General features: G+C 71.4%; 4 protein-coding genes and 1 pseudogene. 2 read left to right on the forward strand and 3 right to left on the reverse strand.

The window, feature by feature from the left end:
* Position 1: 1 nt before the first annotated feature.
* Positions 2-1,648, reverse strand: coding sequence for a DNA repair helicase XPB (locus tag ABZ342_RS45185; RefSeq protein ID WP_155540637.1), 1,647 nt, complete (start codon positions 1,646-1,648; stop codon positions 2-4).
* An 88-nt stretch (positions 1,649-1,736) separates the two neighbouring features.
* Between ABZ342_RS45185 and ABZ342_RS45190 the strand changes: the two genes are divergently transcribed.
* Complete coding sequence (locus ABZ342_RS45190; RefSeq protein ID WP_360487156.1) at positions 1,737-2,357, forward strand: hypothetical protein; 621 nt, start codon at positions 1,737-1,739, stop codon at positions 2,355-2,357.
* Here ABZ342_RS45190 and ABZ342_RS45195 read toward each other — a convergent pair.
* On the reverse strand, positions 2,354-3,724 hold the full coding sequence (locus ABZ342_RS45195) for an FAD-dependent oxidoreductase (RefSeq protein ID WP_360487159.1): 1,371 nt from the start codon (positions 3,722-3,724) through the stop codon (positions 2,354-2,356). The two genes, ABZ342_RS45190 and ABZ342_RS45195, sit on opposite strands and share 4 nt — an antisense overlap.
* Positions 3,725-3,782: 58 nt before the next feature.
* Positions 3,783-4,748, reverse strand: coding sequence for an ABC transporter substrate-binding protein (locus ABZ342_RS45200; RefSeq protein ID WP_360487162.1), 966 nt, complete (start codon positions 4,746-4,748; stop codon positions 3,783-3,785).
* Positions 4,749-4,934: 186 nt separating this feature from the next.
* Here ABZ342_RS45200 and ABZ342_RS45205 point away from each other — a divergent pair.
* Positions 4,935-5,978 (forward strand): annotated as a pseudogene (locus ABZ342_RS45205) (nitrate- and nitrite sensing domain-containing protein); the annotation flags it as partial.
* Between the last annotated feature and the right edge of the window lie 94 nt (positions 5,979-6,072).

Raw genomic sequence — 6,072 nt, forward strand, 5'->3', positions numbered from 1 at the left:
GTCAGAGCGGCCGGAGCAGGTCGTCCGCGTCCACGATGTGGTACGCGTACCCCTGCTCCGCCAGGAAACGCTGCCGGTGTGCCGCGTACTCCGTGTCGACCGTGTCGCGCGAGACGATCGAGTAGAAGTGCGCCTGGCGGCCGTCGCCCTTCGGACGCAGGAGCCGGCCGAGGCGCTGGGCCTCCTCCTGGCGCGACCCGAACGTCCCGGAGATCTGGATCGCCACCGACGCCTCGGGCAGGTCGATCGAGAAGTTCGCGACCTTCGACACGACCAGCGTCTTGATCTCGCCCCGGCGGAACTTGTCGAAGAGCTCTTCGCGTTCCTTGTTGCGGGTCGCGCCCTGGATCACCGGGGCGTCGAGCTCGTCGCCGAGCATCTCCAGCTGGTCGAGGTACGCGCCGATCACCAGCGTCGGCTCGCCCGCGTGCTTCGCCACGATGGACTTGATCACCGGGGTCTTCGTCAGGGCCGTCGCGGCCAGCTTGTACCGCTCGTCGGCCTCGGCCGTGGCGTACTCGAGACGCTCCGCGTCGGTCAGCGTCACGCGGACCTCGGTGCACTCCGCCGGCGCGATCCAGCCCTGCGCCTCGATGTCGCGCCACGGCACGTCGTAGCGCTTCGGCCCGATCAGCGAGAAGACGTCGCCTTCGCGGCCGTCCTCGCGCACGAGCGTCGCGGTCAGGCCGAGGCGGCGGCGGGACTGCAGGTCCGCCGTCATCCGGAACACCGGCGCCGGCAGCAGGTGGACCTCGTCGTAGACGACCAGGCCCCAGTCGCGCGAGTCGAACAGCTCCAGGTGCCGGTACTCGCCCTTGGTCTTGCGGGTGACGACCTGGTACGTCGCGATGGTGACCGGCCGGATCTCCTTCTTCTCGCCGGAGTACTCGCCGATCTCCTCTTCGGTCAGCGACGTCCGCGCGATCAGCTCGCGCTTCCACTGCCGTCCGGCGACCGTGTTCGTCACCAGGATCAGCGTCGTGGCCTGCGCCTTCGCCATGGCCGCCGCGCCGACCAGCGTCTTGCCGGCGCCGCACGGCAGCACGACGACGCCGGAGCCGCCCGCCCAGAACGCCTCCGCGGCCATCCGCTGGTAGTCGCGCAGGTGCCAGTCCTGCTCGTCGAGCGCGATCGGGTGCGCCTCGCCGTCGACGTACCCGGCGAGGTCCTCGGCCGGCCAGCCGACCTTCAGCAGCGCCTGCTTCAGCCGCCCGCGCTCGGACGGGTGCACGATGACCGTGTCCTCGTCGATCCGGGCGCCGAGCATCGGGCTGATCTTCTTGTTCCGGGAGACCTCGGTCAGCACCGCGCGGTCGGTGGTCGACATCACGAGGCCGTGCGCCGGGTGGTTGGCGATCTGCAGCCGGCCGAACCGGCCCATCACGTCGACGACGTCGATCAGCAGCGGCTGCGGCACCGGGAAGCGCGAGTACGTCGTCAGCGCGTCGACGACCTGCTCGGCGTCGTGGCCCGCGGCGCGCGCGTTCCACAAGGCCAGCGGCGTGATCCGGTAGGTGTGGACGTGCTCCGGCGCGCGCTCGAGCTCGGCGAACGGCGCGATCGCGACGCGCGCGTCACCGGCCTGGGGGTGGTCGACCTCCAGGAGCACGGTCTTGTCGGACTGGACGATCAGCGGGCCATCAGTCACAACTACTGTTATACGTGGCTCGCTCCGGCCCGCTCCCGTCGCGGGTCGCCGGTGGGACGATCTGCCGAGGGGATCACTGGAGGGCACGTTGACCACACCACCGTTCGACGACAACCCGTTCCGGTCGCCGGACCACGCGACGCCGTCCGCGCCGATGCCGCCGGTGCCCGGCGGGCAGCCGATCCCGACCTGGTTCACCACGAAGGTGAAGATCACGCTCGCCGCGTGCGTCGTCCTGGCGCTGGCCCTGGGTTCGCTGGGTGCGCTGGCCGTCTACTGGGCCGACCGCAGCGGCCCGCCCGGCGACGGCGACTGCCTGTACCTGACGCGCGAGAGCGCGGGCAAGCTCGCCTACCACCGCGTCGGCTGCGGGACCGACAGCGCGACCTACAAGGTCGACGCCACCCGCACCGGGTCCTCCCGCTGCTCCTCCAACGGCTACGTGCGGTTCAAGACCACGGCCGGCATCGGCGCCGAGCGGACGCTCTGCCTCGCCCTGAACGTCCGTACCGGCGACTGCCTCCGCGATGCCGACGACGAGGTCACGATCGCCAAGGTGAGCTGCTCCGACCCGGCGGCGACGGAACGCGCCGAGGTCTTCACCAGTTCTCGCGACCCCAAGGACTGCGAAGACGCCGACGACATCCGGATCTACTCCGGTCCGCCGATGCGCGTGGTGTGCCTGGCGCCGCCGGGCGAGAACATCTAGCCGAACCAGCGGGCCAGTTCCGCGGGGTCGGCGGCGTAGCCGTCCGGCCGGATCAGCAGGTGCCGGCCGCGGTACCCGGCGTCGGCGGTGGCCGCGCGGACGACGCGGACCTGCCCGCGGAAGCCGGGTGGCGTGGCGTGGTCGCCGAGGTCGAGGAGCAGCCCGCGGCCGTCGTGCAGCAGCGCCGAAAGCCGCGTCGGACCGGCTGAAGTCGTCAGGTCGAGGTCGGGGACGCGGTCCGGGTGGCCGAGCCCGGACAGCAGGCCGCTGAAGTAGCGGTTGCCGTCCGGCGTCCGCATGAGGTCGACGACGATCTCGCGCAGCGCTTCGACGTTCTCGCCGCGGCCCGGGGCCGTGAACACGCGCTGCGCCGCCGTGTGCCGCAGGACGCGCTCGGCGGCCGGGTGGCGTTCGTCGTGGTAGCTGTCGAGCAGCCCGGCCGGTGCCGTGCCGCGGACCGTCGCGGCCAGCTTCCACCCCAGGTTGAGCGCGTCCTGGACGCCGAGGTTGAGCCCTTGCCCGCCGAGCGGCGGGTGGATGTGCGCGGCGTCGCCGGCGAACAGGACCCGGCCGTGCCGGTAGCGCTCCAGCTGCCGCGTCGCGTCGTTGAAGCGCGAAGCGCCGTACACCTCGCCCAAGCGCGTCTCGGCGCCGTACAGAGCTGTCAGCGCTTCGGTCACTTCGGCGTCCGACACCGGCGCGTCGCGGCCCGGCTGCGTCGTCGTGGAGCCGAAGACGAACCGGTGGGCGCCGTCGCCGAGCGGGGTGAGCATCGACCAGTAGCCGTTCGCCTGCCGCGTCACCTGGCTGAAGTGCGCGGCGCGGGCCGGGACGAGGTCGGACGCGGCGGCGAGCCGGACGTGCGCGAGCGTGGCGACGTAGGTCTCGGTGCGGCCGGGGAACGGCACCCCGAGCCGCCGCCGGACGGTGCTGTGCGCGCCGTCGCAGGCCACGAGCCAGCGGGCCCGGTGCCCGTCGACCGTGACGCCGTCGTCGGTGGTCTCGATTTCCGTCACCTCGTGGCCGCGCTCGATGACGGCGCCGTGCTCGACGGCGTGCTCGGCCAGCGTCGCCTCGACGTCGTCCTGCGTGCGGTTGAGGACCCGGGGGTGGCGGGTGTGCCAGACGCTGTGGTCGAGCGGGACCGGCAGGCCGGCGAAGTGCCCGCTGGGGCCGTCGCTGTCCGTGCCGGTGTCCAGACCGCGCAGGTCGAACAGTTCGGCGGTGCGGGGCTGGAGGCCGACGGGTCGCGGCAGGCCCGGGCCCGTCCGGCGTTCGAGGACGGTCACGTCGACCCCGGCCAGCGCGAGCTCGGCGGCGGTCATCAGGCCGGTCGGGCCGGCTCCGGCGATCAGGACGTCGGTCATCGAGCACTCCTCAAGTAGACTGAGTGCAAAAGTAGACCAGGTGCAAGTTTGACGACAGCTAATAACTGTTCTGGTCGGGGAGCAGGGCCTGGACGTCGAGGCGGTCCGCGAGCTGGCCCGAGTTGTGCATCAGGTCCGCGACGCGCTGCAGGCGGATGCCGTTGAGCGACGTCGGGTACGAGCCGAGCGAGATCAGCGCCGCCGTGGTCGGGTCGATGTCCGAGAACTTCGGCAGTGAGTCGCGGATCACGGCCGGGTCGGTCGCGGTCTGCTGGGCCGCGCCCAGCGCCTTGCGGAACGCCGCCAGCGTGTGGGGGTTGGCCTGCGCGAACGGCTTGGCCGACGCGTACGCCGACAGCGGGAAGTCGAGCGTCGCGCCGCGGGCGCCGTCGGCGAGGATGTGCGCGCCGAGGTCCTTCTCGGCGCGGGTGATGTACGGCTCGATCATCAGCGCCGCGTCGACGTCGCCCGACTGCAGGGACTGGGGCATCGCGTCGAACCCCACCTGCTTGAACTTGATCTTCGCCACATCGACCCCGGCCGTCCCGAGCACCGAACGGGCGGCCAGCGCGCCGATGTCGTCGAGCATGTTCACCGCGATGTCGGGCGACTTCTTCGACGTCGGCACGGTGTAGTCGGAGCCGGGCAGGGTGACGAGCGCCATCGTGTTGGGGCCGGACGTGTACGCCTCGCCCTGGAGCTGCAGGGCCGTCCCGCCCGCCGCGGCGCGGAACAGCGCGATGTCGGAGCCGAACGTGACGTCGAGGTCACCGGCGGTCAGCTTGGCCAGCCCGTCCTCGCCGCCGAGCTCGACGAGCTGCACGTTCAGGCCCGCGGCGCCGAACTTCCCGGCCGCGACGGCGATCCGCAGCGGGGCCGTGTCGATGGCGTTGCCCACACCGACGCGCAGGGTGGTCCGTTCCAATTGCGGCGGGGTGGCGGTCGCGCCGGAAGAGAACACGCTGCAGCCGGCGGTCGCCAGAAGTGCCGCCACCAGCGGAATCGTCCGTCCGCGTCTGATCATGAACCTTCACCTACCGCGAGAATCTGGTTCTCGTGCTGGATCGTATGGTCCGCGCCCCATACGATCGCGGGCAGGGCCGTATCGCGCCAGCGCGGCTTTCGGATCTTCATCGAGCGGGCTACCGTTCAGTAGGTTCGAGTGTCGTCAGGTACGCGGGTTCCCGCCCGCGGTGGAAGAGGAAACCAGGTGACCCGTCGCGATCAGCGTCCCCCCAAGGGCGACGCGGCGGATCCACGTCCGGCCGGTGGCCGGTGGCGGCTCCGGAACTGGCGTCTCGGCACGAAGCTCTTCGCCGTCCTCCTCATCCCCGCGCTCGCGGTGATCGGCCTCGTCGGCCTGCGCATCAGCTCGGACCTGCGGGACGCCCGGCAGCTCGCCGAGTTCGCCACCCACGACCGCGTCGACAGCACGGTCGCCGAGGCCCTGCACGAGCTGCAGCGCGAGCGTGACCTCACCGTCCGGTTCGTCGCCCAGGACCGCCAGGGCGACACCGCCGAACTCACCGGTCAGCGCAAACGCGTCGACCAGGCGATCGGCACGTTCGAACGGACCCTCGCCGACAGTAAACCCCGCCTGGACGCCAAAGCGGCGGAAAGCCTGCAACAGACCGATGACAGGTTGCGCGTCCTCGGGGGTCTCCGCTTCTCCGCGGAACATTCGGCGTTCCCCGCCGACGCCGTGCTGCGCTCCTACAGCGAGCTGATCTCCGGCCTGCTCGACATCGGCGACTCGGCCGCCGCCGACGTCGCGGACCCGGAGCTCGCGCGGCTGCGCCTGGCCGGCAACGCACTGGCCCGGATCAAGGACCAGATGTCGGTCAAGCGCGCGGTGCTGGCCGAGGCGCTCGCCGCGGGCAGCCTCAACCGAGACCGCACGCGCGCGCTGCTCGGCGCCGAAGCCGAGCTCGCCGCCGCGCGCAACGACTACCGCACCTTCGCGACGCCCGAACAGCAGCGGATGTTCGACGACACGGTGATCGGCCTGGTCGTCGACATCGGCAACGACATGGTCGAATCCGCGCTCACCCGCACCGAGAACGGCCAGAACCTCAACGGTCTCGACGCGAACCAGTGGGACGTCTCGGCGACGCACACGGTGAACCTCGCCCACCAGGTGCAGCAGGCACTGCTGGTCCAGTTGCAGGAACGCACGGACTCCCTGGCGGCGCAGGCGCGCGCGGCGGCGATCTGGGATGGCGGCGTCGTGCTCGGCGTCCTGCTCGTCGCGGGTGCGTGATGTTGAAGAGCGTGTCGTACAGGGCGAACACCCGGCCGCGGGCTTCGTCGGCGACGTCGAGCTGGATCGACGAATCGACGCAGAGCTT

Source organism: Amycolatopsis sp. NPDC005961, from assembly GCF_040629235.1.
Lineage (GTDB): Bacteria > Actinomycetota > Actinomycetes > Mycobacteriales > Pseudonocardiaceae > Amycolatopsis > Amycolatopsis camponoti.